The organism is Luteimonas gilva, assembly GCF_005239095.1.
Lineage (GTDB): Bacteria > Pseudomonadota > Gammaproteobacteria > Xanthomonadales > Xanthomonadaceae > Luteimonas_C > Luteimonas_C gilva.
In genome coordinates this window covers 1388119-1413642 of record NZ_SZUA01000001.1, presented here as the reverse complement: position 1 = coordinate 1413642, position 25524 = coordinate 1388119, and the positions used below count along the sequence as shown (strand labels likewise).

Annotated in this window: 25 protein-coding genes; 11 read left to right on the top strand and 14 right to left on the bottom strand. The window is 66.0% G+C overall.

The features are described from left to right. Positions 1 to 7: 7 nt before the first annotated feature. Complete coding sequence (locus FCE95_RS06700; RefSeq protein WP_137266159.1) at positions 8 to 994, top strand: malate dehydrogenase; 987 nt, start codon at positions 8 to 10, stop codon at positions 992 to 994. Between the two features lie 70 nt (positions 995 to 1064). On the opposite strand, the gene FCE95_RS06695 is transcribed toward FCE95_RS06700, so the two are convergent. The 3 genes from FCE95_RS06695 to FCE95_RS06685 form a co-directional block, all read right to left on the bottom strand. Beyond that, a complete protein-coding gene (locus FCE95_RS06695; protein WP_137266158.1) occupies positions 1065 to 1478 on the bottom strand; it encodes a VOC family protein in 414 nt (137 codons plus the stop codon). 15 nt (positions 1479 to 1493) lie between these two features. Beyond that, positions 1494 to 1784, bottom strand: a complete 291-nt coding sequence (locus tag FCE95_RS06690) for an ArsR/SmtB family transcription factor (RefSeq protein WP_223266802.1) — start codon at positions 1782 to 1784, stop codon at positions 1494 to 1496. A gap of 64 nt (positions 1785 to 1848) precedes the next feature. Continuing rightward, positions 1849 to 4107, bottom strand: a complete 2259-nt coding sequence (locus FCE95_RS06685; RefSeq protein ID WP_137266157.1) for a CocE/NonD family hydrolase — start codon at positions 4105 to 4107, stop codon at positions 1849 to 1851. 104 nt (positions 4108 to 4211) lie between these two features. Between FCE95_RS06685 and prpB the strand changes: the two genes are divergently transcribed. The 5 genes from prpB to FCE95_RS06660 are packed head-to-tail and all read left to right on the top strand — an operon-like array spanning position 4212 to position 7925. After that, positions 4212 to 5096 carry a methylisocitrate lyase gene (gene prpB, locus FCE95_RS06680; RefSeq protein WP_137266156.1) on the top strand — a complete coding sequence of 295 codons (885 nt, stop codon included), beginning with the start codon at positions 4212 to 4214 and terminating at the stop codon, positions 5094 to 5096. Further along, a complete protein-coding gene (locus FCE95_RS06675; RefSeq protein WP_137266155.1) occupies positions 5093 to 5644 on the top strand; it encodes a hypothetical protein in 552 nt (183 codons plus the stop codon). The genes prpB and FCE95_RS06675 overlap by 4 nt, the downstream gene beginning before the upstream one ends. Continuing rightward, positions 5641 to 6234, top strand: coding sequence for a hypothetical protein (locus tag FCE95_RS06670; protein ID WP_137266154.1), 594 nt, complete (start codon positions 5641 to 5643; stop codon positions 6232 to 6234). Before FCE95_RS06675 ends, FCE95_RS06670 begins: the two co-directional genes overlap by 4 nt. A gap of 28 nt (positions 6235 to 6262) precedes the next feature. Next, positions 6263 to 7420, top strand: a complete 1158-nt coding sequence (prpC, locus tag FCE95_RS06665; RefSeq protein ID WP_137266153.1) for a bifunctional 2-methylcitrate synthase/citrate synthase — start codon at positions 6263 to 6265, stop codon at positions 7418 to 7420. A 40-nt stretch (positions 7421 to 7460) separates the two neighbouring features. Continuing rightward, positions 7461 to 7925 (top strand): hypothetical protein, encoded by a 465-nt coding sequence (locus FCE95_RS06660; protein WP_137266152.1) that lies wholly within the window; start codon positions 7461 to 7463, stop codon positions 7923 to 7925. Positions 7926 to 8060: 135 nt separating this feature from the next. Here FCE95_RS06660 and FCE95_RS06655 read toward each other — a convergent pair whose 3' ends face one another. The 7 genes from FCE95_RS06655 to FCE95_RS06625 all read right to left on the bottom strand — a co-directional run bounded on the left by FCE95_RS06655 (position 8061) and on the right by FCE95_RS06625 (position 15978). Beyond that, positions 8061 to 8672 carry a glutathione S-transferase family protein gene (locus FCE95_RS06655; protein WP_137266151.1) on the bottom strand — a complete coding sequence of 204 codons (612 nt, stop codon included), beginning with the start codon at positions 8670 to 8672 and terminating at the stop codon, positions 8061 to 8063. 211 nt (positions 8673 to 8883) lie between these two features. Further along, positions 8884 to 9342 (bottom strand): cell wall hydrolase, encoded by a 459-nt coding sequence (locus FCE95_RS06650; protein ID WP_137266150.1) that lies wholly within the window; start codon positions 9340 to 9342, stop codon positions 8884 to 8886. A gap of 336 nt (positions 9343 to 9678) precedes the next feature. Further along, entirely contained in the window at positions 9679 to 11706 is a 2028-nt protein-coding gene (locus FCE95_RS06645; protein WP_137266149.1) for an NADPH-dependent 2,4-dienoyl-CoA reductase, read from the bottom strand. Positions 11707 to 11776: 70 nt separating this feature from the next. Next, the gene (locus FCE95_RS06640) at positions 11777 to 12616 is read right to left on the bottom strand and encodes a PhzF family phenazine biosynthesis protein (RefSeq protein ID WP_137266148.1); all 840 of its coding nucleotides are present in this window, start codon (positions 12614 to 12616) and stop codon (positions 11777 to 11779) included. A gap of 47 nt (positions 12617 to 12663) precedes the next feature. Then, positions 12664 to 13683 carry a zinc-binding alcohol dehydrogenase family protein gene (locus FCE95_RS06635; RefSeq protein ID WP_137266147.1) on the bottom strand — a complete coding sequence of 340 codons (1020 nt, stop codon included), beginning with the start codon at positions 13681 to 13683 and terminating at the stop codon, positions 12664 to 12666. Then, positions 13680 to 14735 carry an aldo/keto reductase gene (locus FCE95_RS06630; protein ID WP_137266146.1) on the bottom strand — a complete coding sequence of 352 codons (1056 nt, stop codon included), beginning with the start codon at positions 14733 to 14735 and terminating at the stop codon, positions 13680 to 13682. The genes FCE95_RS06635 and FCE95_RS06630 overlap by 4 nt, the downstream gene beginning before the upstream one ends. A gap of 22 nt (positions 14736 to 14757) precedes the next feature. Next, the gene (locus tag FCE95_RS06625; protein ID WP_137266145.1) at positions 14758 to 15978 is read right to left on the bottom strand and encodes an MFS transporter; all 1221 of its coding nucleotides are present in this window, start codon (positions 15976 to 15978) and stop codon (positions 14758 to 14760) included. Between the two features lie 102 nt (positions 15979 to 16080). On the opposite strand from FCE95_RS06625, the gene FCE95_RS06620 reads away from it, so the two are divergent. Then, positions 16081 to 16995 (top strand): LysR family transcriptional regulator, encoded by a 915-nt coding sequence (locus tag FCE95_RS06620; protein ID WP_137266144.1) that lies wholly within the window; start codon positions 16081 to 16083, stop codon positions 16993 to 16995. A gap of 55 nt (positions 16996 to 17050) precedes the next feature. Here FCE95_RS06620 and FCE95_RS06615 read toward each other — a convergent pair whose 3' ends face one another. Further along, the gene (locus tag FCE95_RS06615) at positions 17051 to 17833 is read right to left on the bottom strand and encodes a dioxygenase family protein (protein ID WP_137266143.1); all 783 of its coding nucleotides are present in this window, start codon (positions 17831 to 17833) and stop codon (positions 17051 to 17053) included. A 141-nt stretch (positions 17834 to 17974) separates the two neighbouring features. On the opposite strand from FCE95_RS06615, the gene FCE95_RS06610 reads away from it, so the two are divergent. The 4 genes from FCE95_RS06610 (at position 17975) to FCE95_RS06595 (ending at position 22291) form a co-directional block, all read left to right on the top strand. Beyond that, positions 17975 to 19414 carry a bifunctional 2-methylcitrate dehydratase/aconitate hydratase gene (locus FCE95_RS06610; RefSeq protein WP_137266142.1) on the top strand — a complete coding sequence of 480 codons (1440 nt, stop codon included), beginning with the start codon at positions 17975 to 17977 and terminating at the stop codon, positions 19412 to 19414. Between the two features lie 166 nt (positions 19415 to 19580). Then, a complete protein-coding gene (locus FCE95_RS06605) occupies positions 19581 to 20675 on the top strand; it encodes an OmpA family protein (protein ID WP_137266141.1) in 1095 nt (364 codons plus the stop codon). A gap of 300 nt (positions 20676 to 20975) precedes the next feature. Beyond that, entirely contained in the window at positions 20976 to 21485 is a 510-nt protein-coding gene (locus FCE95_RS06600) for a hypothetical protein (protein ID WP_137266140.1), read from the top strand. A gap of 74 nt (positions 21486 to 21559) precedes the next feature. Beyond that, complete coding sequence (locus tag FCE95_RS06595; RefSeq protein ID WP_223266801.1) at positions 21560 to 22291, top strand: pseudouridine synthase; 732 nt, start codon at positions 21560 to 21562, stop codon at positions 22289 to 22291. Positions 22292 to 22479: 188 nt separating this feature from the next. On the opposite strand, the gene kbl is transcribed toward FCE95_RS06595, so the two are convergent. Genes kbl through tdh form a run of 3 tightly spaced genes read right to left on the bottom strand, consistent with a single transcriptional unit; the run spans position 22480 to position 25337 of the window. Then, entirely contained in the window at positions 22480 to 23676 is a 1197-nt protein-coding gene (kbl, locus tag FCE95_RS06590; RefSeq protein ID WP_137266138.1) for a glycine C-acetyltransferase, read from the bottom strand. Positions 23677 to 23707: 31 nt separating this feature from the next. Further along, positions 23708 to 24310 carry a hypothetical protein gene (locus FCE95_RS06585; RefSeq protein WP_137266137.1) on the bottom strand — a complete coding sequence of 201 codons (603 nt, stop codon included), beginning with the start codon at positions 24308 to 24310 and terminating at the stop codon, positions 23708 to 23710. 4 nt (positions 24311 to 24314) lie between these two features. After that, positions 24315 to 25337: an L-threonine 3-dehydrogenase gene (gene tdh / locus FCE95_RS06580; RefSeq protein ID WP_137266484.1), complete on the bottom strand. Its 1023-nt coding sequence runs from the start codon at positions 25335 to 25337 to the stop codon at positions 24315 to 24317. Positions 25338 to 25524 lie beyond the last annotated feature (187 nt).

Genomic DNA, 25524 nt, shown 5'->3' with positions numbered 1-25524 from the left:
CGAAACCATGAAGCAACCCGTCCGCGTAGCCGTCACCGGCGCCGCCGGCCAGATCGGCTATTCGCTGCTGTTCCGCATCGCTTCCGGCGAAATGCTGGGCAAGGATCAGCCCGTCATCCTGCAGATGCTGGAATTGCCGATGGAGAAGGCCCAGGCCGCGCTGAAGGGCGTGATGATGGAGCTTGAGGACTGCGCGTTCCCGTTGTTGGCCGGTATGGTCGGCACCGACGACGCCGAAGTCGCGTTCAAGGACGCCGACATCGCCCTGCTGGTCGGCGCGCGTCCGCGCGGCCCGGGCATGGAGCGCAAGGATCTGCTGCTCGAGAACGCCAAGATCTTCACCGCCCAAGGCGCCGCGCTGAACAAGGCCGCCAAGCGCGACGTGAAGGTGCTCGTCGTCGGCAACCCGGCCAACACCAACGCCTACATCGCGATGAAGTCGGCGCCGGATCTGCCGGCCAAGAATTTCACCGCCATGCTGCGCCTGGACCACAACCGCGCGCTGAGCCAGCTCGCCGCGAAGGCCGGCGTCGCCGTCGGCGATATCGACAAGCTGATCGTGTGGGGCAACCACAGCCCGACCATGTATCCGGATTACCGCTTCGCCACTGCGAACGGCGCGTCGCTGAAGGACAAGATCAACGACGCCGATTGGAACGCGAATACGTTCATCCCGCAGGTCGGCAAGCGCGGCGCGGCGATCATCGAAGCGCGCGGCCTGTCTTCGGCTGCGTCGGCCGCCAACGCCGCCATCGACCACATCCGCGACTGGGTGCTGGGCAGCGACGGCAAGTGGGTGACGATGGGCGTGCCGTCGGACGGCAGCTACGGCATTCCCAAGGACGTGATGTACGGCGTGCCGGTGACCACCAAGAACGGCGAGTACACCCGCATCGAAGGCTTGGAGATCGACGCGTTCAGCCGCGAGCGCATGGATAAGACTTTGGCCGAGCTGGAAGAAGAGCGGGCTGGCGTGGCGCATTTGCTCGGCTGAGCAAGCGGACATGCTGATGAAAAGGGCGGCTTCGGCCGCCCTTTTTCATGACCGTCGCGACTGACCGCGGCTATGGCTGCGCCGTTCGCTGCGAAGCAGGTTTCACTTGCATCAACTGGATGAGATTGCCGCAGGTATCGTCGAACACAGCCATGCGCACATTGCCCACGTCTACGGGCTCTCGTGCGAATGAAACGCCGAGGGAGCGCAGCCTCGCGTATTCGGCATCGATGTCGTCGACCTGGAACGAGGTCGCCGGGATGCCGTCTTCGACCAATGCGGCCTTGTACGGCGGAACGGCGGGATGTTCGCTCGGCTCGAGCAGCAATTCGGTGCCTTGCGGAACTTCCGGCGAAACCACGGTCAGCCACCGGTGTTCGCCCAGGGGCACGTCGTGCTTCTTCACGAAACCGAGCACGCGGGTATAGAAGTCCAAGGCTTTCGCCTGATCGTCCACGAAGACGCTGGTGACATAGATCCTCATCCGGATTCTCCTCGTCTAAAGGTGTTTTCGGAGCCATTGCCTGGCCGCCGCTCGCAGCGGTCCGGGATCGAAAGAGTGGATCTTGGTGCGGCCGGACCATTCGACGCGGACTAGCCCGGCTTTCTGCAGCATGTCCAGGTGTTGGGTGACTGCCTGGCGCGAAAGAGCTGCGCCTTCTTGCAGCGCCGAAAGGGCGCAAATTTCGAACAGCGACTGTTGCGGACGCCGTCTCAGGCTGTCGAGGATCCTGCGGCGGGTAGGGTCGCCGAGGGCCTTGAAAACACGGTCCAGCTCATCTTCGTCCACGGCCGTCATTATGCAATGAAATCATTGCATGTCAAGCGGCGCACGGAATCGTCGTTGGATGCGTTCAGCGAGCCGCGCCGATCGACGCGGCCGCTTCACCTGCCCGCATCAAGGGCACATCGATATGACTGTCGCCGTACCAGCGCAGCCGCATCGGCTCGCCGGCGTCGGCGACGGTTTCGTCGCTGACGTCCTTGCCGCTGCCGTAATTGATCTGCATGTCGCGCTGCTTGTTGAGCGCCAGCACGATCACCAGCCGGCTGCCCGCCTGCAATCGCCGGCTCACCAGCCGTTCGCTGCGGAAATCAAGCGACTGGCGCTTGCCGGGCTTCAGCAGTTCGCGGCGGTTCCGGTCCTTGGCGTAGCTCGCGCGGCCGAGGTGCCAGGCCAGCAGCAGATAGCGGCCGTCGGCCATGCGCTCGTACAGCGACACGGTCAGATCCATGTCGCGCTTGTTGGTGGTGAAGTCCAAACGGCCGGAGAACAATCCGCTCAATTCGACAGGCGCCGCGAAAGGCGCGCTGGCGAAGACCAGGCCGCCGTGCGGATCCAGCTTGTCGAGCAGGGATTCGGTGGGCGAAGTCCAGTCGACGTCGCTGCGGTCGGCGAAATCGACGTTCTGCGCGCTGAACGCATCGCGCGCTGGCGCTTGCTCGGCGAGCGCGCCTTCGCCGCCGCCGGAAGCGGGTTGCAGATACAGGCGCAAGCGTTCGTTCGCCATCGCTTCGATCGACGGCGCATGCTTCCAGGCGTCGGCGCCCATCACTTGATAGTTCACGCGGCCGCGCAGCGGTTCGGGCTTGGGCGCGCCGCGGAAGACGTGATCGAACCATTGATAGCGCAGTTCGGGCAGATCGATCAGGGCCGACGGATCGACCTGATAGCCCTCGACGAAGCGGGCCACGCCGGTCTGCATCGCGAAATGCCCCCACGGGCCGATCAGCAGGGTGTGGTCCGCGTTCGGACGATGGCGCAGATGCTCGTCGTAGTAGTGCTGCACGCCGACCCGCCCGCCGTCGAAATAACCGGTCACCGCGAGCACCGGGATGTCGATCCGCGCGAACTCGTCGCCTTGCGGCGTCATCGCCTGCCAGTAGGCGTCGTAGCCGGGATGCTGCAACCAGCGCGAATAAACCGGATTCGGCGTGCCGTCGATCCTGGGCAGATCGCGGTAGGCGCGGCCGCTTTCGTACCAAGTGCGATCCAGGCGCTGCCATCGCGCCTGGTCGCCGTAGCTGTCGCCGTCGAGCGTGGCGTTGTTCGCGGTCCACAGCGGCCAGGGGTACAGGAAATTGAGGAAGACGTTGCCTTGCATCGGCACGTCGATGCCGGGCGCGGTCGACGCCGACGTCATCATCGCTTTCAATGCCGGCGGCCGATGCTTCGCCGCGGCCCACTGGGTGAAGCTGTTGTAGCTGTTGCCGTACATGCCCACGCGCCCGTCGCACCAGGGCTGGCGCGCGATCCAGGCGATCGCCGCCGCCGCATCGGCACCGTCGTGCTCGTAAGGCGCGATGGGGCCGGGGCTGCCGGCTTTGCCGCGGCTGTACACGGCCACGCCGACGTAACCGTGCGCGGCCGCGGCCTTGGCGTCGGAGAGCGACCAGTCGCCGTTGGCGTAGATGGTGAATCCCAGCAACGCGGGTTGCGCATCTCGCGCCGATTTCGGGCGCACGACCAGGCCGCGCAGACTTGCGCCGTCGGCGCCGGGAACGACGACGTCGCGTTGGATCTCGTAACGCCGCGTTTCGTCTTCGGCGATCAGCGTCGGCATGGCTGGCAGCAGCGCGGCGTAGACCTTGTGGAAGACGAACAGGCGGACCAGTTCCAGCGCATCCGCTTGCGCGATGCTTTTCTTGCCGAGTTGCCGCGTCAGGGCGGCGTCCAAATCGTTGCGCGCGCGCGGCAGATCGGCGCCGAACGCGGGCAAGGCCCGCGCCGCCTCCCGGTCGCCGAGCGCGGCGAAACCGCGCCGCAGCGAGGGCAGCAGCGAAGGCTCGCCGCGCAGCTTCGCATCGGCGTAGATCTCGTATTGCAGGAACAGCGTCTTGGCGTCGACCGGTGCGGCGGTGGACGCGCGTTGTTCGCGCGCGGCGCGGATGCTTTCGGTCGCTTCGCGATAGCGGTCCGCGGCCAGTTGCAGGCGCATGCGCTGGGCCGGTTCCCAGTCGGCGCGCTCCGACAATAGTTTGCGGGCCAGATCGGGCGCTTGCGCTTCCAGCGCGGCCGTGGCGGCGGCGGCCCGCGATGGCCATGCCGTCTCCTGGGCCGTGGCGAGGGAGGAGTAGGCCAGGCAACAGGCCAGTAGCCACGCTTTGCGCACGTTCGTCCCTCGTTGTCCGGTGGCGCATGCTAGCAGCGCGGCCGGTGCGCCAGCGGGCGCCGCCGGCCCGGCTCGGCTAAAATATGGCCTTTCCTGGAGACGCCATGAGCCCGCAGACCTCCGCCGGCGCGCGATTCCGCGCCGCGCTCGCCGAAGAATCCCCGTTGCAGGTGATGGGCAGCATCACCGCCTACGCCGGCTTGATGGCCAAGCGCGTCGGCTACAAAGCGCTGTACTTGTCCGGCGGCGGCGTAGCGGCCAACTCGCTCGGCGTGCCCGATTTGGGCATCAGCACGATGGAAGACGTGCTGATCGATGCGCGCCGCATCGTCGACGCGACCGGCATGCCGCTGCTGGTCGACATCGACACCGGCTGGGGCGGCGCCTTCAACATCGCGCGCACCATCAAATCCTTCATCAACGTCGGCGTCGCGGCGGTCCATATCGAAGATCAGGTCGGGCAGAAGCGTTGCGGCCATCGCCCCGGCAAGGAAGTGGTGCCGGCCGACGAAATGGTCGACCGCATCAAGTCTGCTGTGGACGCGCGCCACGACGAAAGCTTCGTGATCATGGCCCGCACCGACGCCGCCGCCAGCGAAGGCGTGGATTCGGCGATCGAACGTGCCGTGGCCTACGTCGACGCCGGCGCCGACATGATTTTCCCCGAAGCGATGAAGTCGCTGGACGACTACCGTCGCTTCAAGCAGGCGGTGAAGGTGCCGATCCTCGCCAACCTCACCGAATTCGGCTCCACGCCTTTCTTCACCACCGACGAGCTGCGCGAGGCGAACGTCGACATCGCGCTGTACTGCTGCGGCGCGTACCGGGCGATGAACAAGGCGGCGCTGGGCTTCTACGAAACCGTGCGCAAGGACGGCACCCAGAAGGGCATCGTCGACCGGCTGCAGACGCGCGAGGAGCTGTACGACTTCCTCGGCTATCACGCTTACGAGCAGAAGCTCGACACCCTGTTCGCCAAGTCGAAGTGAACGAAGCGCAGGCCAAGCCCGGCACCGATTGGGATCGCATCACCGCGATCTCGGCGGTGCTGATCGGCCTGGTCGCGGTGGCCGTCTCGGCCTACACCGCGTTGATCCAGCGCCAGCAGGTGCGCGCCGAGGTCTGGCCGCGGCTGCTGATGTACAACGCCGGCCAGGCAGGCGAGTTTCGCATCGCCAACAAAGGCGTGGGTCCGGCGATGGTGCGTTCGGTGCGGGTCGAAGTCGACGGCAAGCCGGCGCACAGCTGGGGCCAGGTGCTCGAACGCCTGCGATTGCAGGATCCCGGCCAGTCCTACAGCTCGCTCGCCGGACTGGTGCTGTCGGCCGGAGAGGATTTGGTTTACCTGAAACCTTCCAGCCACGAGCGCTTCCTCGAGTTGCGCCGGCATGCCGGTAAGCGCCTGCGGATCAAGCTCTGCTACTGCTCGGCGCTGGACGAGTGCTGGACCACGCAGACCTGGGGCGAATCGCTGGAAGACGCGCAGCGCGAAGTCGCGCGCTGTCCGGCGATGGGGCCGGACGAGTTCTACGAATGAGCCAGGCGCCCGGACCGCCGCCGCATGCCGACAGCGACGCGCGGGTGCGCATCGAACCGCAGCGACGTTGGGACGCCTTCGGCATGATCGTCGCTTCGTGCATCGGCCTGCTCGCATTGCTGGTGTCCGGCTACACCGCCTACGTGCAGCGCCAACAGGTGCGCGCGCAGGTGTGGCCGCACGCGACCATCGCCTACCAGGACCAAGACCGTCGGGTGAGCATCTTCAACAAGGGCGTCGGTCCGGCCAAGCTAGAGACGGTGCGGATCACCGTCGACGGCAAGCCGTATCGCAACTGGGCGGCCGTGCTGTCCGCGCTCGGTTTGTCCGGCGCCGAGTACGGCCATTCGACCTTGTCCGAAACCGTGCTTAGCCCCGGCGAGTCGCTGGCCGTGCTCATCTTCAAGGATCCGTCGATTTACGCGCGCTTCCGTCGGGGAATGAACGCGCGCGGACGGATGGATTTTTGTTACTGCTCGACCCTGGAAGAATGCTGGGTGTTCGAAGACCGGCGCGCGCCCGTCAAGCCGGTGGTGCGGCCGGTGGCCCAATGCCCCTGGCAGACCGCGACGGAAGCCTTTACCGATTGAACCGACCGATGAATCACGGAGAACGAAAGTGAGCGACAATTCCACGCAGCCCGGCTTCAAGCCGAAAAAATCGGTCGCCCTGTCCGGCACCGCCGCGGGCAACACCGCGCTGTGCACGGTCGGCCGCAGCGGCAACGACCTGCACTACCGCGGCTACGACATCCACGACCTGGCGACCAAATCCACGTTCGAGGAAGTCGCCCATCTGCTGGTGCACGGCGCGCTGCCGACGGCTTCGCAGCTGAAGGCCTACAAGGCCAAGCTCAAGCGCCTGCGCGGGCTGCCGGCGATCGTGCAGGAAGCGCTGGAACTGGTGCCCGCCAACGCGCACCCGATGGACGTGATGCGCACCGGTTGCTCGGTGCTGGGAACGGTGTTGCCGGAACGCGAAGGCCACCCGGCTTCGGAAGCGCGCGACATCGCCGACCGGCTGATGGCCAGCTTCGGTTCGATGCTGCTGTACTGGTGGCATTTCACCCGCAACGGCCGCCGCATCGACGTCGAAACCGACGACGACAGCATCGCCGCGCATTTCCTGCATTTGCTGCACGGCGAGCCGCCGAGCGCGCTGCACGCCGATGCGATGGACAAATCGCTGATCCTCTACGCCGAACACGAATTCAACGCCAGCACTTTCACCGCGCGCGTCATCGCCGGCACCGGTTCGGACATGCATTCCTGCATCACCGGCGCGATCGGCGCGCTGCGCGGTCCCAAGCACGGCGGCGCGAACGAAGTGGCGATGGACATCATTTCGCGCTATTCGACCGCCGACGAAGCCGAAGCCGACATCCGCGCCCGGGTCGAACGCAAGGAAATCGTGATCGGCTTCGGCCATCCGGTCTACACTATCGGCGATCCGCGCAACCCGATCATCAAGGACATCAGCCGCAAGCTGTGCGACGAGGGCGGCAACCGTACGCTGTTCGACGTCAGCGAGCGCATCGAAACGCTGATGTGGGACCTGAAGAAGATGTTCCCGAACCTGGATTGGTACAGCGCCTCCAGCTACCACATGATGGGCGTGCCGACCCCGATGTTCACGCCGCTGTTCGTGATCGCGCGCACGTCCGGCTGGTCGGCTCATGTGATAGAACAGCGCGAAGACGGCAAGATCATCCGCCCGAGCGCCAACTACACCGGGCCGGATGATCGCGAATACGTGCCGATCGAACGCCGCGGCTAAGGGAGACCGCGGCGCGCATCCTGAGCCGGGGGAGGGGGAGATGCGAGCCGACGAGGTGTACGCCAAGACCGATGCCGGTCGCGAAGAAATCGAAACGCGGGCGCGCAAGCTGCCGCCCGCGCTTCGCTCCACGTTGCTGCTGGTCGACGGCCGGCGCAACATCGCCCAGTTGCTGGGCCTGGCCAGCGGTCTGCACGCGCCGCCGGATGCGTTGGCGCAACTGGCCGAGCAGGGTTTGATCGCGCCGCTGGCGCAAATCGCCGAAGCCGCTGCGGCTTGGTCCGATGCGGCCGACCGTTATCGCGTGCTGAGCGGACTGATGTCCGAAGCGGTGCGCCAGCATCTGGGCCTGCGCGGCTATTTCATGCAGCTGAAGATCGAGCGTTGCAACGACACCGACGAATTGTCGGCGCTGTTGCCGGAATTGACCGCGGCGATCGCCAAGAGCAAGGGCGTGCCGTCGGCGCAGCAGTGGGAACGCGGCGTGCGCGCCGCCATGGCGTAACGCTTTGTAGAGCGGGGCTTGCTCCGCTGCTTTTCTCGCCGACCCGATGGAATAAGAGCAGCGGAGCAAGCTCCGCTCTACACGAGCAACGGCAAAGGCAGCGGAGCAAGCACCGTTCTACAAAGCGAAAGCGGTTTAGGCCAGGCCTTCGTCCTTCATCGCCTTCTGCACGTGCGCATCGGCCAGCATGTGGGCGAAGAAACGCTCGAGGTTGGAAAGGCCGGACAGGTCGATGTCGTTGGCCTTGGCCCAACGCGTCAGCACGAACAAATACGGGTCGGCGATCGAACGCTGCCCGATTAGCCAATCCTTGCCCGCCAATTGCGCGTCGGCAGTCGCGAACATGCCACGCAGTTTCTTCTTGGCGTCGGCCTTGGATTTTTCGATCGCGCCTTCGTCGCCCAGATAAGCGGTCGAACCGAATAGCGGCTTGAACGCCGGATGCATGTCTGAATTGACGAACGCCAGCCAGCGGTTCGCTTCGGCGCGGCTCTTCGGCGTGCCGTCGCCGCCCAGGCCCGCTTCGGGAAAACTGTCGGCGAGGAAATTGAGGATCGCCGCGTTCTGCGTCAATCGCCAGCTGCCGTCCTCGAGCACGGGCACCGCGCCGGCGGGATTGATCTTCAGGAATTCGGGCTGCTTGCGCTCCTCGCGGTTCACGCGCACGGCTTCATAAGGCTTGCCGATCCATTCCAGCACGATGTGGTCGGCCAGCGAGCAGGCGCCGGGCGAGTAGTAAAGCTTCATGGAGCGACTCCGTTGCGAGGAGGCGCGATGATGGACGCGGAGGCGTGAAGGCTCAATCGCCGCGGCGCAACGGATCGTTGCGGCTTTGCTTCGTGGGGGCGGGCTTTTGCTTTAGCCGCGAGCTCATTGCTTCAAATCGCGACATTGCAAGGATTTGAGAGAAAAAGCTCGCGGCTAAAGCCGCTCCTACAAAAAATCGAAGCCGCGGCGATCAACCGCGGCGCGGTTTCAGCTTCTGCACGCGCAGGAAAGTGTGGTCGCCGATCGTCGCCACCTGGTAGGCGTTGCGCCAGCTCGGCGCGGCGATGGCGTGGGCCATGAAGTGGCTGGCGCCGGGGACAATCTCTTTGCGCTTGCCGGGCGGCAGGGCCCAGTTGCGCTCGGCTTCGAGCGCCACGGTCACGGCTTCGGCCCAGGCTTCGCTGTTGCCGAGCCGGGTCTGGCGCGAAACCAGGGTGGGGGCGAATTGCTTGGGAGCGGTGACCACCGAGCAGACGTTGTTGCCCCACAGGCCGCTGTCGCGGCGGCGCAGGGCGACTTCGGCCACGGCTTGCTGGCCGCGGACCGACTGGTCGCGGGCTTCCAGGTAGACCGTCGTGCTCAGGCACAACGAATCGGCGGCCGGCTGGGGCAGCATTTGGGACAGCCAGAGGATCCAGGCCAGTTTCATGTAACGCGTACTCCTTGCTCCGTTGCGCAGGTCGTGACGCGGATCCCCCATGGTTCCTTACGGGAATCGGCGCCGGAAACCGGCATGGCGTACTGGGGAGGGCGTGGGCGGCTCTGTGGCGCCCTTTGCCCGGGCGCGAAAGCCGCAGGATTGCGGGCTGGCGCCGGTCCCGCCCAGGTCCGGGCGGGGAGAAAGTGCGCGCAAGGTAGCGGCGGATTACCGAACCCTGGCTGAACGGTAAAACTGGAAATTATTGATTAATTTGGAGTTTTTGTTCGGGAAGTCGCGGTAAGTGGCGGTCGCCGGAGGGAAAGATGGGATGCGGGCCAGGCCCCACTACAGCTCGGCGGCCAGGCGGCTGCCTTGGGCGATGGCGCGCTTGGCGTCCAGTTCGGCGGCCACGTCTGCGCCGCCGATCACATGCACCGTCCGCCCGACTGCCTGGAGTGCGGCCAGGAGTTCCCGGCGCGGCTCCTGGCCGGCGCAGACGACCACGTGGTCGACCGGCAGGATTTGTTCCTTGCCGTCGATCCGAACCCGGAGCCCGGCCTCGTCCAGCCCCAAGTACTCGACCCCGCCCAGCATCTTCACGCCCTTGGCCTTCAGGGTCGCCCGGTGGATCCAGCCGGTGGTCTTGCCCAAACGGGCGCCCGGGCGGCCGGGACTGCGCTGCAGCAGCCAGATCTGCCGGGCCGGCGGCTCTGGACGCGGCGAAGCCAGTCCGCCGCGCGCATCGAAGCGGGCGTCCACGCCCCATTCGGCCATCCAGCGGCGCGCGTCCAGGCTGGGCGATTGGCCGTGGTGGACGAGGAATTCGGCGACGTCGAAACCGATGCCGCCCGCGCCGACGATCGCCACGCGCGCGCCGGGCACGACCCGTCCTTGCAGCACGTCGAGATAGCCGACGGCCTTGGCGTGATCCGCACCGGGGAAATCGACCTTGCGCGGCGACACGCCGGTGGCCAGCACCACCGCGTCGTAATCCTGCAGCGCCGACGCATCGACCGGAGAATTCAAGCGCACCTCGACGCCGGTTTCGCGCAAGCGATGCTCGAAGTAGCGCAAGGTCTCGTGGAATTCTTCTTTGCCCGGAATGCGCTTGGCCAGATTGAATTGGCCGCCGATCTCGTTCGCGGCGTCGAACAGCGCGACCCGATGTCCGCGTTCGGCGGCGACCGTCGCGCAAGCCAAACCGGCCGGGCCGGCGCCGACCACGGCGATGCGTTTGGGCGCATCGGTTTTCGGATAATTCAATTCGGTTTCGGCGCAAGCGCGCGGATTGACCAAGCAGCTGGCTTTCTTGTTTTCGAACACGTGGTCCAAGCAGGCCTGGTTGCAGGCGATGCAGGTGTTGATCGCGAACGCTTTGCCGGCGCGCGCCTTGGCGACCCATTGCGGATCGGCCAGCAGCGGCCGCGCCATCGACACCATATCCGCGCCGCCGCCGGCGAGCACGGTCTCGGCCACTTCGGGCGTGTTGATGCGGTTGGTCGCCACCAGCGGCAGCTTCACGTGCGGACGCAGCTTGGCGGTGACGCCGGCGAACGCCGCGCGCGGCACCGAGGTGGCGATGGTCGGGATGCGCGCTTCGTGCCAGCCGATGCCGGTGTTGATGATCGTCGCGCCGGCCGCTTCGACCGCTTTCGCCTGGGCGACGATCTCGTTCCAATCCGAGCCGCCGTCGACCAGATCGAGCATCGACAACCGGTAGATCAGGATGAAGTCCGGTCCGCAGGCTTCGCGCACGCGGCGCACGATCTCCACCGCGAAACGCATCCGCTTTTCCGCATCGCCGCCCCAGCGGTCGTCGCGCTGGTTGGTGCGGACCGCGGTGAACTGGTTCAGCAGATAGCCTTCCGAACCCATGATCTCGACGCCGTCGTAGCCGCCGTCGCGCGCGAGCTTGGCGGCGTTGGCGAAAGCGGCGATCTGGCGTTCGACGCCGCGCGCGGACAGGGCGCGCGGCGTGAACGGGTTGATCGGCGCTTTCAACTTCGACGCCGATACCGACAGCGGGTGATAGGCGTAACGCCCGGCATGCAGCAACTGCAGGCAGATCCGGCCGCCGTGCGCATGCACGGCCGAGGTGACTCGACGATGCTTGCGCGCTTCCCAGGGCCAACTCAGCTTGCCGGCGAAGGGCTTCAACCAGCCGACCAGGTTCGGCGAGAAGCCGCCGGTGACCATCAGGCCGACGCCGCCGGCCGCGCGTTCGGCGAAATAGGCGGCGAGTTTGGGGAAATCGCGGGCGCGGTCCTCCAGCCCGGTGTGCATCGAGCCCATCAACACGCGGTTGGGCAGGGTGGCGAAGCCGAGATCCAGCGGGGCGAACAGATGCGGGTAATGCGCGTTCTGGGAGGACATGCGGCCGGGCTCGCGTGCGAAGCGCGCACCATGCCGGGAAAGATTAGAGCCGGCAACCGGCCCGTTGCGGTTACGCGATCGGAACGGCGGTGCCACTCACGACGATGCCTCCGGCGGCGGGAATCTCCACATGCACGCGGCTGGGCCGGCCCATCGCCTCGCCTTGGCGGATCAGCACGGTGGCGGGCGCGTCGATCAGCTTCGCATCGCGCAGATAACCGCCCAAGGCCGCGGCGGCGGCGCCGGTGGCCGGGTCTTCGACCACGCCGCCCACCGGGAAAGGATTGCGGGCGTGGAATACCGCCTCGCTTTCCCGCCACACCAACTGCAGCGTGGTCAGATCTTCGGCGAGCATCAAGGCTTTGAGGCGATCGAAATCGTAGTCCAGACGCGCCAGCGTGCCGGCGTCGGCGACGGCGAGCACCAGATGCCACGCGCCGGCGAAGGCGCGCGCGGGCGGGATCGACGAATCGAGTTCTTCGCGTCTCCAGCCCAACGCGGACAGCGCGGCATCGACCAGGGCGTTCGGTGCCGGCTCGTGACGCGGCGCCACCGACGTCAGCGAGGCTTCGCGCACGCCGCGGCGCGTGCGCACGGCGACGGGCACCTCGCCCACGCGTGTCGCCAGGCGGTAGTCGCCGTCGCTTTCGGATTCGCCTAGCGCTACGCCGGCGGCGATGGTCGCGTGCCCGCAGAACGGCACTTCCGCTTCGGGGCTGTAGTAGCGGATTTCCCGCGCGACGCCATGCCGGGGCGCTACGAACGCGGTCTCCGAATAACCGAGGTCGGCCGCGATCTTTTGCATGGCGGCCGCGTCGGGCAATGCGTCGCCGATCCACACGCCGGCGGGATTGCCGCCGCTGGGGTCGCTGGAAAATGCGGTGTAGCGGCTAAGGGTGCCGTTATTCATTCGGTTCTCCGGAAGCGGACGTGAAATATGGAGGCGCTGCGCCGCGCTCACCACCCGGCTAAAGTGAGCTTACCGATGGCGGACCCCGATTCCAGCCGCCGGTGCGCTTCGCGCAGATTCGCCGCATCGATCTTGCCGAGCGTTTCGGTATGTGTGCTGCGCAATTCGCCGGCGTCGATCAACGCCGCGATGCGGTCGAGGATGCGGCCTTGTTCGCCTTGGTCCGCCGTTTTGAAGCGCGGCCTGGCGAACATCATCTCCCAGTGGATGCCGATGCATTTGGCCTTGTACGGATCGCCGATCTTCAGCGCGCCGCTAGGCTCGACGATCAGGCCCACATGCCCTTGCGGCGCCAACAGTTCGCCTAGCGCATCCCAGTAGCGGTCGGTGTCGGCCAAATTGATCGCCGCATCCACTTGCGCGAAGCCCAACGCGGACAATTGCTGGGCCAGCGGTTGGCGATGGTCGATCACATGTTCGGCGCCCATCGTCTTGCACCATTCGATCGTTTCCGGCCGCGAGGCGGTGGCGACGATGGTAAAACCGGCGCGGCGCGCGAGCTGGATCGCGATCGAACCGACGCCGCCGGCGCCGCCGATCACCAGCAGCGTTTTACCTTTACCGCCGTTGTCGGCATCGAAGGGCATGCGTTGGAACAGCAACTCCCAAGCGGTGATCGCGGTCAGCGGCAGCGCCGCGGCCTGGGCGAAGTCCAACGACTGCGGCTTCGCGCCGACCAAGCGTTCGTCGACGAGTTGGAACTCGGCATCGCTGCCGGGGCGGGTGATGTCGCCGGCGTAATACACCGCATCGCCGGGCCTGAACCGAGTGACTTTTTCGCCGACCGCTTCGACCACGCCAGCGGCGTCGTAACCCAGCACTTTCGGCTGCGCTTCGACTTGGGGCTTGGGCGAACGCACTTTGGTATCGACCGGATTGACCGATACCGCTTCGACGCGGACGAGCAAGTCGTAACCGGTGGGCGCATCCGGCTTCGGCAATTCGACGTCGACCAGCGATTGCGGATCGTCGATCGGCAGGTAACGGGTGAGGGCGACGGCTTTCATGCGGACTCCTGGCGCGGTACGGCGACCGGCGGCGGATTGCGCTCGGCGAACTGGCCGTTCCAATACGGGTAATAGGGATAAGGCGGCGTGAGGTAGCTCGCCGCATCGAGTTTGGCGACCTGATTGGCCGTCAAGTTCCAGCCGACCGCGCCCAGGTTCTGCCGTAGCTGTTCTTCGTTGCGGGCGCCGATCAGCACGGTCGATACGGTCGGCCGCTGCAACAGCCAGTTCAATGCGATCTGCGGAATGGTCTTGCCGGTTTCGGCGGCGATTTCGTCCAACGCGTCGACGATGCGATACAAACGCTCCTCGTCCACCGGCGGCGCGAAGCCGGCGGTGTCGTGCAAGCGGCTGCCTTCCGGCAAGGGTTGGCCGCGGCGGATCTTGCCGGTCAGCCGGCCCCAGCCGAGCGGACTCCACACCACCGCCCCCACGCCTTGATCGATGCCCAGCGGCATCAGCTCCCACTCGTAATCGCGGCCGATCAGCGAGTAGTAGGTCTGGTTGGCGACGTAGCGCGAATAACCGTGCCTGTCGGCGGCGGCCTGCGATTTCATCAATTGCCAGCCGGAGAAATTCGAGACGCCGAGGTGGCGCACCTTGCCCGCGCGGACCAAATCGTCGAGCGTGGACATCACCTGTTCGACCGGCGTCATCGCGTCGAAGTGGTGCAATTGCAGCAGGTCGATGTAGTCGGTATCCAAGCGCCGCAGCGCCTTGTTCACGCCTTCGATCAAATGATGGCGCGAAGCGCCGGCATCGTTTGGCCCGTCGCCGGCGCGCAGCGTCAGCTTGGTCGAAACGATGGCTTTGTCGCGCCGGCCTTTGAGCGCCGCGCCGAGGATCGATTCGGATGCGCCGTCCGAATAGACGTCCGCGGTGTCGAACAGATTGAGGCCGGCGTCGAGGCAGATGTCGATCAGCCGCTTGGCTTCATCCACATCGGTATTGCCCCAGGCGCTGAACAGAGGGCCTTTGCCGCCGAAAGTGCCCGCGCCGAAACCCAGTGCGGGGACTTTGAATCCGGAGGCGCCGAGAAAACGGTATTCCATGGTTCGGTTCCTTTTCGAAAGTTCAGTTGGCGGTGCACGTCGCCGCTTCGACGGTCACGCGCCGCGGCCTTTCCAGGCGCGCGCTCCACAGCGCGACCGCGATGCCGGACACCGTCACCAAGGCCGCGATCCAAGGTATGGAGCCGAGCCCGGGACCGCGTTCGATCACCACGCCGCCGAGCCAGGCGCCGAGCGCGTTGCCCAGGTTGAATGCGCCGATGTTGAGGCTGGAAGCGAGATTCTGCGCGCCTTCGGCCTTCTGCAGTACCCACAGCTGCAGCGGCGGCACCGTGGCGAATGCGGCGATGCCGAATAGGCCGAAGAACAACACCGTCGCCACTTTGCTGTGCAGTGCGAACGTCATCAGGACCAGCACGATCGCCAATCCCGCCAGGGTGGCGAGCAGAGACGCCATCAGACGCTTGTCGGCCAGACGGCCGCCGAGCAGGTTGCCGATGATCAGGCCCACGCCGAGCAGGAACAGGATCGGCGACACCGCGCTGTCGGCGAAACCGGTGACGCGGGTCAAAATCGGCTGGATATAGGTGAATACCACGAACACGCCGGCGAAGCCGAGCACGGTCATCAGCAACCCCAGCAACACCTGCGGGCGGCGCACCACTTTCAATTCTTCGCGAAACGCGATCGGCGCATGGTCTTCGCGATCGGCCGGCACCAGCGTGGCGATGACGATGGTGGCGACGATGCCGACCGCGGTCACCGCCCAGAACGTCGCGCGCCAGCCGTATTCGTGTCCCAGCCATGCGCCGGCCGGCACACCGAGCAGCGTGGCCACGGTCAGGCCGGTGAACATGATCGAGATCGCCGAGGCCTTGCGGTCGGCCGCGACCAAACCCGTGGCCACCACCGCGCCGACGCCGAAGAAGGTGCCGTGGGCGAGCGAGGTGATCACGCGCGCGATCATCAGCACCGTGTAGTTCGGCGCCAGCGCGCAGGCGAGATTGCCGATGGTGAACACCACCATCAACGCCACCAGCACGGCTTTACGCGGCATGCGGCTGGTGAGCGCGGTCAGCAGCGGCGCGCCGACGAACACGCCCAGCGCGTAGCCGGAGATCAGCAGTCCAGCCGCGGCGATGCTCACGTGCAGGTCGGCGGCGACCTGCAGCAGCAGGCCCATGATCACGAATTCGGTGGTGCCGATGCCGAAGGCGCCGGCGGTCAGCGCGTATAGGCCCAGCGGAAGGCGCGAGGGCGGGGACGGGGCGAGTGGGGTGGCCATGATGGACAGGGAAGGATGAATAGAGGCGCCCAGCCTAGGCCGTTGCATATTCAGCGGAAACCGGCAATATCCCTAATCAGTATCAATAATCAGTTGATAATCATGGACCGGATCGGCGATATCAGCCTGTTCCTGCGGGTGCTGGATCTCGGCTCGATCAGCGCCGCCGCGCGCAGCCTGGATCTGTCCGTCGCCGTCGCCAGCCAGCGGCTCAAGCGCCTGGAACGCGATCTGGGCGTGCGCCTGCTGCATCGGACCACCCGGCAATTGCACGCCACGCCGGAAGGCGCGGCGCTCGCCGAACAGGGCCGGGCGCTGGTCGAAGATTTGGAGGCGTTGACCGGCGGTCTGCGCCAGGCGAGCAGCGACGTCACCGGCACTTTGCGGGTGACGACGTCGGCTTCGTTCGGCCGCCTGTACATCTCGCCGCTGCTGCCCGAATTCATGGCCCGGCATCCGCGCGTCAAGTTGAGCATCAACCTCAACGATCAGCGCTTGGACTTGATCAGTTCCGGTTTCGATCTGGCCATCCGCATCGGCGCGCTCGACGATTCCAGCCTGGTCGCGCGCAAGCTGGCCGACAACCGGCGCGTGTTGTGCGCTTCGCCCGAGTACCTGCGCAAGCACGGCGCGCCGCGCACGCCCGATGATCTGGCGAACCACGAATGCGTGCTGCTGGTCGGCAGCGCCGGGCGCCAGGACGTGTGGCGGATGAACGATCGCGACGGCCGCGAGATCGCGGTGCGGGTCGGCGGCCGCATCGAAAGCAACTACGGCGAAGTGATCCTCGACGCCGTGGTCGCCGGCTTGGGCATCGCGATGCATTCAGCCTGGCACGCTTGCGAGGATTTGCGCGCGGGGCGGCTGCAGGTCGTCTTGCCGGACTATCCGATCGCCACCACCGGCATCTACGCGGTCATGCCGCAGCGCAGGCTGGTACCGCCGCGGGTGCGCGCCTTCGTCGATTTCTTCGCCGAGAAGTTCGGCGAAAACCCGCCGTGGGAAAAACCCTTGTAGCCGCTCCTATGAGGATCGAAAGCGTGCGAATGAATTCGCACCTACGAAAGCGGTATCAATCGAAGGCGAACGCATCCAACGCCAGCGACCCGAACTCGTGCGAACGGTGCAGGCTGCGCACGCGCGCCGCGTCGCCGCCGGCGCCGAGCGCGACGAACAGCGGCATCAGGTGCTCGACCGTGGGATGCGCCTTGCGCGCATGCGGCGCGCGCGTCTGCCAATCCAACAGCGCCGCGGTGTCGTGGGCTTCCAGTTTGTCGCGCATCCACACGGCGAAATCGTTGGCCCAGGCCGGCAGCGGCGCGTCGCGATCGTCCCATTCCAGATCGCGCAAGTTGTGCACGAAGCCGCCCGAGCCGATCACCAGCACGCCGTCCTCGCGTAGCGGCGCCAGCGCGCGTCCGACCGCGAAGTGGTGCGCCGCGTCGGCGCGCGGATTCACCGACAGCGGCACCACCGGAATATCGGCCTCGGGATAGGCGCGCCGCAGAGGCACCCACACGCCGTGGTCGAGCCAGTGATGCGAGCAGACCCGCGCCGCCAATCCCGCATCGCTCAAGCGGTGGGCGATGGCCTCGGCCAACGCCGGCGCGCCGGGCGCCGGATAGCGGATCTGGTAGAGCTGCGACGGAAAGCCGCCGAAATCGTGCACGGTCTGCGGTTCGGGCGCGCCGCCCACGCTGGGCTGGTCGGCCTCGAAATGGGCCGATGCGACCACGATGGCTCGCGGCCGCGGCCATTGCCCGCCCAGGCCATCCAAGAAACGGCCGGCGGGAGAATCCTCGACCGCCAGCATGGGCGAGCCGTGGGAGAGGAACAGGGCGGGAAGGCGGGTCATGGCGTCCATGCCACGAAAAATGCGACTTGCGCTGGCCTTCGCCAAGCCGTCGAAACGGCCCGCTGCGTTGCAAAGGTGGGGCCGGAGCGGCTGCGTCTGGCAAAATAGCGGGCTTCCCCTCCGCCAGCCTCCCAGGGACCCATGAGTCATTTCGACATCCGCTCCGCCGTGCGCCCCGATCCCGACCAGCCGATGGTCGATATCGCCGACTACGTCATCGACGCCCAGATCGACTCGCAGGAGGCTTACGACACCGCGCGCTACATGCTGCTCGACTCGCTAGCCTGCGCGATGCTGGCGATGAAGTTCCCCGACTGCGTCAAGCACCTCGGTCCGCTGGTTCCCGGCGGCGAACTTCCCGGCGGCGCGCGCGTGCCCGGCACTTCGTTCGAACTCGATCCGGTCCAGGCCGCGTTCAACATCGGCACGCTGGTGCGCTGGCTGGATTTCAACGACACCTGGCTGGCGGCCGAGTGGGGCCATCCGTCCGACAACCTGGGCGCCATCCTGGCCGTCGCCGATTACCTGGCGCGCAAGGAAGGCAAGAAGATCACCGTGCGCGACGTGCTGGGCTGGGCGATCAAGGCCCACGAGATCCAGGGCGTGTACGCGTTGCAGAACTCGTTCAACCGGGTCGGCTTGGATCACGTGATCCTGGTCCGCCTGGCGTCCACCGCGGTCGCCACCGCGATGCTCGGCGGCGGCAAGGACGAGGTGATCACCGCCGTGTCGCATTCCTGGATCGACAACGGCGTGCTGCGCACCTACCGCCACGCGCCGAACACCGGTCCGCGCAAGAGCTGGGCCGCCGGCGACGCCTGCCGCCGCGCCGTGATCCACGCGCTGAACGCGGCGCACAAGAAGGTCGTGGGTTATCCGAGCGCGCTCAGCGCCAAGACCTGGGGCTTCTACGACGTGGCGTTCAAGGGCAAGGAATTCGCCTTCGAACGCCCGTTCGGCAGCTACGTGATGGAGAACGTCCTGTTCAAGATCAGCTTCCCCGCCGAATTCCACGCCCAGACCGCGGTGGAATGCGCGATGCAACTGCACGGCCAGGTGAAAGACCGGATCGGCGACATCGAAAAGATCGTCATCGAAACCCAGGAAGCCGGCGTGCGCATCATCGACAAGACCGGCCCGCTGGCCAACTACGCCGACCGCGACCACTGCATCCAGTACATGGTCGCCGTGCCGCTGATCTTCGGCCGCCTGACCGCTTCGGACTACAACGACGACGTCGCCGCAGACCCGCGCATCGACGCCCTGCGCGACCGCATGGAAGTGCGCGAGAACCCGCAGTTCACCCAGGACTATTTCGACGCCGACAAGCGCTATATCGGCAACTCGGTCCAGGTGTTCTTCAAGGACGGCAGTTCGACCGACAAGGTCTCCATCGACTACCCGATCGGCCACCGCAAGCGCCGCGCCGAGGGCATCCCGGTCCTGATGGCCAAATGCGAGGCCGCGTTGAAGGCCCAGTTGCCGGCCGAGCAGGCCGACCGGATCATGGCCCTGGCCCGCGAGCCGGGGGCCCTAGAGGCCCTGCCGATCCAGGATTTCATGAACCTGTACCGGGCCTAGGACGGCCCTGTCGGGTTGGCAAGGTTTCAACTGTTATGCTATTGTTAACACCGCTTTCACATATCCGGTACTAATCTGGATGGGATGGCGTGCGGAACGGCCGTCTAAAACCATAACCACGCAATACCCGTGATATCGCTACATTTACCTGATCAAGGAGCTGAACATGAATAAGAAACTCCTCTGTGCTGCGCTGTTGGGCGGGCTGTGCGTGGCGCAGGCCGCTTCCGCGCAGGAGTTTGATGATCGCTGGTACGTCGCCGGTTCGACTGGCGTTAACTTCCAGGACAAGGATCGCGACACCGAAGACACCATCTTCGGCACCGTTGGCTTCGGTAAGTTCTTGAACCCGAACTGGTCGGTCGATTTCGAACTGAACTATCAGAACCCGGACAAGACCGCCAACCCGAACCTGTGGTGGAGCCAGTACGGCGCCTCGGTCGATGCTCGTTACCACTTCCGCAACGCCGACCGCAAGTGGTGGCCGTACATCCGTATGGGCCTCGGCTGGCAGCGTCATGAGGAAGAGTTCGTCCGCAACCCGGCGCTCGGCCCGAATCCGGCCCAGCACTCGGACAACAACGTCGCCGCCAACCTCGGCGCCGGCCTGCAGTTCGACTTCGGCCGCGTGGACCTGCGTACGGAAATCGGCACCCGCGTGGACTTCGACGATGTCCAGGCGCGTCCGGCTCAGCAGCAGGAAGACTACTTCACCGATCTGCTGGCTTCGGTCGGCCTGACCGTGGCCCTGGGCCCGGAGGCTGCTGCCGCTCCGCCGCCGGCTCCGGCTCCGTCCTGCGCCGACAGCGACAGCGACGGCGACGGTGTGAACGATTGCGACGACAAGTGCCCCGGTTCGCAGGCTGGCCAGACCATCGGTCCGGACGGCTGCCCGGTGCCGGTGTCGATCGATCTGAAGGGCGTGAACTTCGACTTCGACAAGTCGGTGCTGCGTCCTGACGCGGTCGCGATCCTCAACGAGGCCATCGAGATCCTGAAGCGTTACCCCGACCTGCGCGTCGAAGTGGCTGGCCACACCGACTCGAAGGGTACGGACGCCTACAACCAGAAGCTGTCCGAGCGTCGTGCCAAGGCTGTGTACGACTATCTGACCAGCAACGGCATCGATGCCGGCCGTCTGGTGGGCCCGGTGGGTTACGGCGAGAGCCGTCCGATCGCTCCGAACACCAACGAAGATGGTTCGGACAATCCGGAAGGCCGCGCGCGCAACCGCCGCACCGAGCTGAACGTCCAGAACTAATCGGACGCCAAGCTAAGCGATACACGAAGCCCGGCCTCGCGCCGGGCTTCGTTTTTCCGGATCATCGAATAGCCACTTTTGTGGGAGCGGCTTCTGCCGCGAGCTTTTCCTCCCTATCGCTGCGAGCTGAGCCAAGAGCTCGCGGCTGAAGCCGCTCCCACAAAAAAGAGCTGGTCGCCGCGCCTATTTCCTGTTCAGGTCTAAGCGAAGCGCGGCACCCTGCCCACTGCACGAGTCGCGCGCTTGTCGCCGCCGGACACGCGGCCTACACTCGCCGCATCCATCGACGCGGGGATTGCCATGCGCGCGCTACCGATTCTTACTTTCTGCCTGCTCGCAGGCGCCGCCGTCTCCGCGCAAGCCGCGAACTGCAACACCGCCGCCGTGCCGCAACCCTTGCCGGTACGCCCGACCTTGCTGGCGCCGGTGTCGTCGGAACTGTCCACCACCGCATCCCAACTCGGCGCGCCCAGCGGCGTGCTGGCGCAGGCCTACGACGAGAGCATGTCGGTCGACTTGGTGCTCCTGCGTTTGCGCGTGGAAGGCTGCAACGTGGCCAACGCCGGGCCGGCGCCGAAAGCGCTCGATCCCAACGATCCGTCGGTCTACAAGCCCAAGACGGCGTTCGACAACACGCCCTGGCGTTTCGACATGAACCAGAACGGCAAGCGCATGACCGCCGACGAGTTCGACGCCTGGATGAAAGCCCGCGGCGTGCGCGTGGCGGGGCGCAAGCCGGCCGCCACGGCTCCGGCCGCAGGCGAAGCCGCGCCGGCCCCGGCTGCGACGGACGCCAAGAAGAAACCGTAGGCGTTCGCGGCGCATCGCATGCCGCACTCGTGTAGGGAAAACGGCGCGACAAGCTTCGCGTCGCGCCTATCGTCGTGAATCGGCGTCCGCCAACGAAGCACGGGTTGGCGCGCGTGCTGTCCAAGCGCGGCGTCTGCTCGCGCACGCAAGCGGCGCAGTGGATCGGCGAGGGCCGCGTGACTTTGTCGGGCAGGACGATCCGCGATCCCGAATTTCCGACGCCGGTGGACAGCGACGCGATCGCGATCGACGGCAAGCCGCTCGCGAAGCGCGCGCCGATCCATCTGATGCTGAACAAACCACGCGGGCTGGTGACCACGACGGCCGACGAACGCGGCCGCGATACCGTGTACCGCTGTTTCGAAGGCGCGGACCTGGGCTGGATCGCGCCGGTGGGGCGCTTGGACAAGGCCAGCGAAGGCTTGTTGCTCTTCAGCAACGATCCGGAATGGGCGGCGCGCATCGCCGATCCGCAGCGCGGGCCGGACAAGACCTACCACGTGCAAGCGAATGCGATGCCGGAGCCCGCGCAACTGTCAGCGATGATCGCCGGCGTCGATGCGGGCGGCGAACATTTGAGCGCGAAATCCGCGCGCTTGCTGCGCACGGGCGAGAAGAATGCGTGGCTGGAGATCGTGCTGGACGAAGGACGCAATCGTCAGATCAGGCGTTTGCTGGCCGCGTTCGACATCGAAGTGCTGCGCTTGGTGCGCGTCGCGATCGGCGATTTGGCGCTGGGCGAATTGCCGAAGGGGCAGTGGCGCAGGTTGACGGCGGAAGAGGCTGCGTCGTTGTCGCCGCTTTAAGCGCGAAGGGCTGCTTTTCCTCCTCCTCGTGGAGGAGGATGCCCTAAGGGCAGGAGAGGGGCGCGAAGCGAAGCAAGCGTGCTTTTGATCTTGCCTGCAGCTCCGCGCGAAGAGCCGAACCCTCTCCCTGGCCTTCGGCCTTTCCCTCTCCCGTAAAGGGAGAGGGATGAAGCGCGTGAGCTTGTAGGTTACTTCGCGCCCACCACGCCCAATTCGCGCCCGATCTTGGTGAACGCCGCGATCGCTCGATCCAAATGCTCGCGCGTATGCGCCGCGCTCATCTGGGTGCGGATGCGCGCCTGTCCTTGCGGCACCACCGGGAAGAAGAAGCCGATCGCGTAGATGCCTTCTTCCAGCAAGCGCGCGGCGAATTTCTGCGCCAGCGGAGCGTCGTACAGCATCACCGGGCTGATCGGATGCGTGCCCGGCTTCAGGTCGAAACCGGCGGCCGCCATCTTTTCGCGGAAATACGCGGTATTTTCGGCCAAGCGCTCGCGCAGCTCTCCGGCGGCGTCGAGCATCTCGAAGGCCTTGATGCCTGCGGCCACCACGTGCGGGGGCAGCGAATTGGAGAACAAATACGGACGCGAGCGCTGGCGCAGCAGTTCGATCACTTCCTTCTTGGCCGTGGTGAAGCCGCCGAGGGCGCCGCCCATCGCTTTGCCCAGCGTGCCGGTGAAGATGTCGATCTTGTCCATCACGCCTTTGACTTCCGCCGATCCGCGCCCGGTTTTGCCGAGGAAGCCGGTGGCGTGGCATTCGTCGATGTGGACCAGCGCGTTGTACTTCTTGGCCAGCGCGGTGATCTCGTCGAGCGGGGCGATGAAGCCGTCCATCGAGAACACGCCGTCGCTGGAGATCAGCTTGGTGCGCGCGCCGGCCGCATCCGCCGCCTGCAACTGCTTCTCCAGGTCGGCCATGTCGCAGTTGGCGTAGCGGAAACGCTTGGCCTTGCACAGGCGGATGCCGTCGATGATCGAGGCGTGGTTCAGCGCGTCGGAGATGATCGCGTCCTCCTCGCCCAGCAGCGGTTCGTACAGCCCGCCGTTGGCGTCGAAGCAGGCCGCGTACAAAATCGTGTCTTCGGTGCCGAAGAAATCGGCGATGGTCTTTTCCAGCCGCTTATGCAGGTCCTGGGTGCCGCAGATGAAGCGCACCGAGGCCATGCCGAAACCGTGCGTGTCCAGCGCGTCTTTCGCGGCGGCGATGATGTCCGGATGGTCGGCCAGGCCCAGATAGTTGTTGGCGCAGAAATTCAGCACTTCGCGGCCGTCGGCCAGGGTGATCTGCGCCGACTGCGGCGAGGTGATGATGCGTTCGGACTTGAACAGGCCGGCCTCGCGGATTTCGTCGAGGGTGTTCGCGTAGCGTTCGGTCAAGGACATGGTTTCCTCGGGATGTCGGGCCGCGAACCGGTCACGGCTTGGGATTCGGTTGCAACAGCAATTCATAGCGCGCGGCGAGAGTTCCGCTGCTGCGCGCCAGCTCGCGGGCGATGCCGGCGCAGTTGGGCAGCTGCATCGGTTGGTCGTTCAACAGCAGCGCGCCGAGCTTGTCGTAGACCTTCTGCACGTACTGCTGGCCGCCGTAGACCTCGCCGATCCGGCTGGCCTGCGCGAAAGGCATCTTGGCCAGCGCTTGGGTGACGATGGCGACGTTGTAGGCGGTATCGAGCAGCATCGGCTCCTGGGTGCCCGACCAGCCCTTCCAAGCTGAGCAGGGACGCGGCGGCGCATCGCCCGGATTGTCGCGTTCCATCGCCGCCGCCATCGCGTCCAGGTGCCGTTGGTGCTTCAACGCCGCTTCGCGGTTGCGCGCGATCTCGGCGCGGATCGATTGCAGCGCGCTGGCGACGGTTTCGCGGTCCTTCCTGGCGTCGAACCAGCCGTCGATCGCCAGCGCGAGCAGGATGCCGATCACCACCGCGATCGTCTCCACCGCCAGCTCGCCGAGATTGATCGGCGCGCGTTCGAACCAGGCCTTGCGCGGCGGCGCGGTGTCGACGGCCGGCTCGCTCACCGCATCAGTTCCAGCTGAGCACGACTTTGCCGGACTTGCCCGATTCCATCAGGTCGAACCCCTTCTGGAAATCGTCGATCGGCAATTGATGGCTCAGCACCTTGCCCAGCGGGAAGCCGCCCAGCACCAGTTGCGTCATCTTGTACCAGGTCTCGTACATGCGCCGGCCGTAGATGCCGTGGATGGTGAGGCCCTTGAAGATGATCCGGTCCCAATCCACGCCCGCGCCCTTAGGCAGCAGGCCGAGCAGGGCGATCTTGCCGCCGTGGTACATGCAGTCGAGCATGTCGTTGAAAGCGCGCGGATTGCCGCTCATCTCCAGGCCCACGTCGAAGCCTTCCATATGCAGATCGCTCATCACGTCCTTCAGCGAGGTATTGCTGACGTTCACTACGCGCGTCGCGCCCATGTCGGCGGCCAGCTTCAGGCGGTAATCGTTGACGTCGGTGACCACGACGTTGCGCGCGCCGATGTGCTTGCAGATGCCCGCGGCCATCACGCCGATCGGGCCGGCGCCGGTGATCAGCACGTCTTCGCCGACCACGTCGAACTCCAGCGCGCAATGCGCGGCGTTGCCGTACGGGTCGAAGAACGCGGCCAGCTCGCTCGGGATCTGGTCCGGGATCGGCCACAGGTTGCTGGCCGGCATCACGATGTATTCGGCGAAGGCGCCGTTGCGGTTCACGCCGATGCCGACCGTGTTCGGGCACAAATGCTGCTTGCCGGCGCGGCAGTTGCGGCAATGGCCGCAGACGATGTGGCCCTCGGCCGACACGCGTTGGCCCAGCGTATAGCCGCCGACGCCCGGCCCGAGCTCGACGATGCGGCCGACGAATTCGTGGCCGATCACCAGGCCCGGCTTGATCGTGCGCTGGCTCCATTCGTCCCACAGATAGATGTGCAGGTCGGTGCCGCAGATCGCGGTCTTCTCCAGCTTGATCAGCACCTCGTTCGCGCCCGGGCGCGGCACCGGCACTTCCTCCAGCCAGATGCCCTTGGCCGCTTCGCGCTTGACCAGCGCTTTCATACTGGGCGGGAACGACGGAATCGACGACATGGGCGGACCTGGGACGGATGGGCGGAAAGAGATCGCAATTGTACCGCCCGCGGCAAGCCGAGGCAGGGCGGTGACCGGCGGCAGTTGCCTGCGCGGCGATGCCGCGTCTATCGTCGCTGATTCGCAATCCACCAGGAGTAGTCCGTGCCCCGACGTA